The organism is Gandjariella thermophila, assembly GCF_005405885.1.
GTDB classification, from domain to species: domain Bacteria; phylum Actinomycetota; class Actinomycetes; order Mycobacteriales; family Pseudonocardiaceae; genus Gandjariella; species Gandjariella thermophila.
The window spans coordinates 1-3,591 of sequence record NZ_BJFL01000088.1; the positions used below are offsets into that span (position 1 = coordinate 1).

The 3,591-nt window shown below is 71.5% G+C and carries 2 protein-coding genes; both read left to right on the forward strand.

Annotated elements, in window-relative coordinates:
• Positions 1-170: 170 nt before the first annotated feature.
• The gene (locus tag FFT21_RS28185; protein ID WP_225978840.1) at positions 171-3,188 is read left to right on the forward strand and encodes an arabinosyltransferase domain-containing protein; all 3,018 of its coding nucleotides are present in this window, start codon (positions 171-173) and stop codon (positions 3,186-3,188) included.
• 28 nt (positions 3,189-3,216) lie between these two features.
• Positions 3,217-3,591, forward strand: a 375-nt coding sequence (locus tag FFT21_RS28190; protein ID WP_137816941.1) for a pyridoxamine 5'-phosphate oxidase family protein, incomplete at its 3' end; no start/stop codon positions are given.

Sequence of the window (3,591 nt, forward strand, 5' to 3'; positions counted from 1 at the left end):
CAATAGATCTCCTTTTCGTCTTTCTTGCTGAATCGTGGGGGCGGGAGCCGCGAAACTGTCGCGCGGGCATCCGAGGCGGGGTCGGGCGCCGAAGGTGAACGGACTGCGAAATCGAGTGGAGCGGCGGGACAACGGGCGTGATATTCGCCACAGAACAGCGGCGCAGGATCGTGGGATCGTCCGAGTCGCAACCCGGGCGACCACGCCCCTATCGGCGGTCACGGGGCAACTGGCTGATCGCGGTACTCGCCGGGCTGACCGTGCTGCTCGGCATCGGCGTGATGGTGGTGCCGGTGGTCATCGACGATCCGGTGGTCAGCTGGCCGAAGGCGGGATCGGCGGCGATGTCGACGGTCGTGCCGCTGTCGCCGTACCGGCCGCTGAGCTTCGAGGCGACGGTGCCGTGCGCGACGCTCCGCGCGCTGGCCGGTAGTGGGGGGACGGCGCTTGCCACCTACCCCGGCGGCGGGCCGGGACTGTACGTCCGGGCGCAACAGGGCGGCGTGCGGTTCTGGGTTTCCGGGGTCGTCGTGCTGGACGAGCCGTTGCGGCCGGAGCCGTGCGTGTACCGGCTGCGGGCAGACTCCAACGGCGTCCGCGTGTGGCGCGACGGCACCGAACTGGTCAGTCGGCGTGACCTGCTGCCACCACAGGTCAGCGAGCTGTCCACGCAGGCGGACGGCCAGGCGTTGGCGGGCCTGGCGGTCACGCTGCACACCGACGCCCGCTACCAGTCCCGCCCGTCGGGGTTGAAGATCGCGTTACTGGTCGCGCACGTGCTGGCGCTGGCGAGCCTGCTCGTGCTGGCGTGGCGGCGCTGGCGCGGCAGGCAGTCCATGCGCGGCCTGCGCGTCCCACGACCGTCCGCTGCCGACGCCGTGATGCTGGCCGTCGCGGTGGCCTGGCTGTTTCTCGGGCCGGCCAACATGGACGACAGTTGGTACATGATGATGGCCCGAAATGCCGGGCAGGACGGATATATCGGCAATTTCGTCTACATGTTCAATGTCACCGAGAATCCGTTCGTCCTCAGCCAGTACGTGCTGCAGTTCTGGGGCGAACTCGGTGGCTGGTCGCTGTGGTGGATGCGCCTGGTGCCGACTATCTGCGGGCTGCTGACCTGGGTGCTGCTTCGCGTGCTGCTGGCCACGGTGCTGGGCCGCGCCGCCACGCTGCGCGCGGTGCCGTGGGCGCTGCTCGTCGCACATCTCGTCTGGTACCTGCCGTACGGCACGACGCTCCGCCCGGAGCCGTTCATCGTGCTGTGCGCGGCGGCCACCCTGGTGTTCGCCGAGGCCGCCGCGCTGCGGCACAGCATCGGCGCGTTCGCGGTGGCCGTGGTGTTCGCCGCGCTGGCGGTGACTTGCTCCCCGTCCGGGCTGGTCGCCGCCGCCCCGCTGGTGCTGAGCACGGTGTGGCTGGTGCCCGCGCTGCGCAGGCAGCCGTGGTCGGGTCGGGTGGCGGTGGCGTCGCTGCTCGCCGCCGCGGCGACCGTGGCGGTGCCGGTCGGCTTCGCCGACGCGACCCTCGGCGACGTCATCGAGGCGAGCCGGGTGCACGACTGGTACTACCTCTCGTTCGCCTGGTACGAGGAGTTCGTCCACTACAAGACCCTGCTCGACACCGCGGGCTGGGCCCGCCGGCTGCCGGTGCTGCTCACGCTGGCGATCGTGGTCGTGGTCGCCATCGCCAGCGGTCGCGGCGGGGTGGGCCGCGACCCGATCCGGCGGCTGGTCGTGGTCAGCACGATCACCAGCGCGCTGGCGTTGGCGCTGCTGTCGTTCAGCCCTACCAAGTGGGTCAACCACTTCCACGCGGTGGCGGCCGCGCCCACCGTGCTGCTGGCCGCGGCGCTGCTGCGGTCCCCGCTGCCGCGCCGTGCCGGTGCCGTGGTCACCAGCGTCAGCGTCCTCCTGGTGGTCGGTGCGGTGTCGCTGAGCTTCGCCGGGAGCAACTACTGGGTGCCGTTCACCGACGCGGGTCAGCGGTTCGGCCACCACCTGGACATCGACCCGATGACCAACAACATGGCCCCGCACTTCGGCCCGGTGTACCTGCGCAACCCGTTGCTGTGGATCGGGGTCGCGCTCGTCGCGTTCGGGTGGGCGAGATGGCGCCGGGGCAGCGGCAAGCTCGTCCGGCTGCTGCCGGACCGCGCGGTGCTGGCCTCGGCGTCGATCGGTTCGGTGCTGCTGATGGTGGCGTTGTTCGGGTATGCACCGATCGCGCAGGCGCCGGGTTGGACGGTGGCGCGTTCCGGGGTGCAGACGCTTTTCGGCCACGGCTGCGGGCTGGCCAGCGACGTCACGGTGAAGCTGCCGTCGCCGGGACAACTCGCCGCCCCCGCGACACGGGCCACGCTTACCGGTGACTTCGTCAACAGCCGGCCGGTGCCGATTCCGGGTGACCCGTGGCCGGCGCCCACCACGGTGTGGCACGACGACCAGCCGGACGGCGCGACCCCCGGCACCGGCGGGCTGACCACCGGCTGGTATCCGCTGCCGGCGTCGACCACCGCCACGCACGTCACGGTGCCGCTGGCCGGGCGGCTCGCCGGCCAGGACCTCCGGGTCCAGTTCGGACGCGGCGGTCAGGTCACCGGCGAGGAAACCCTCCAGCCGGACGTCCGCAGGCCGATCCGCGAGTGGCAGCAACTCTCCGTGCCGCTGCCCTCACCGCGCCCCGAGGCCGTGCGGGTGGTCGCTGTCGACCGGGTCACCGGGGCGGACAGCTGGATCGCCGTGGCCGAGCCGAAACTCACCGAACCGCGATCGGTCAACGAGGTGACCCGGGGCCAGCCGGTGCTGGCCAACCACATGATGACCGCGCTGTGGCCGTGCGTGGACCAGGTGGGCATCCGCAACGGCCTCACCGACACCCCGACCGTGCACCTCACCACGGACGAGAACCTGCCGACGGAGTGGCCCTACAACATCAGCAACGTGTCCTGGGGTGGGGCGTGGGCGGAAACCGCCGCCGAGTGGACGCAGGTCGATCTGGACGCCGACCTCCCCGGCGGCCCGCCACGACTGCCGTGGGGACACGTGTTCCTCATCCGCTACCGGTACCCGGTCGGACTGTTCGACGTGCACGTCGACCACGGCATGCGGTCCGGGCTGACCCGGCTGCCCACGCTCGCGAACAACGACTACCCGAGCATCACGCGGAACCCGGGTATGCGCGCATGACCGCGACCGCGGCACCTACCCTGTCGCCGTGGCTGATCTGGCGGGCTTCGCGCGGCTGGTGTCCCTCGACAATGGACTGTGCGTGGTGTCCACCCTGCGCGGGAACGGCACCATCCAGGCGTCGGTGGTGAACGCCGGCGTGCTGGACCATCCGGTGACCGGGACTCCGGTCGTGGGCTTCGTCGCCCGGGGCGGCGCCCGCAAGCTCGCCAACCTGCGGACCCGCCCGCAGGCCACGGTCGTGGCCCGGGTCGGATGGGAGTGGATGGCCGTCGAGGGCGCGGCCGAGCTGATCGGTCCCGACGACCCACGCGACGGCGTCGACGCCGAGGGCCTGCGCCTGCTGCTGCGGGACATCTTCACCGCGGCCGGCGGCACCCACGACGACTGGGACACCTACGAC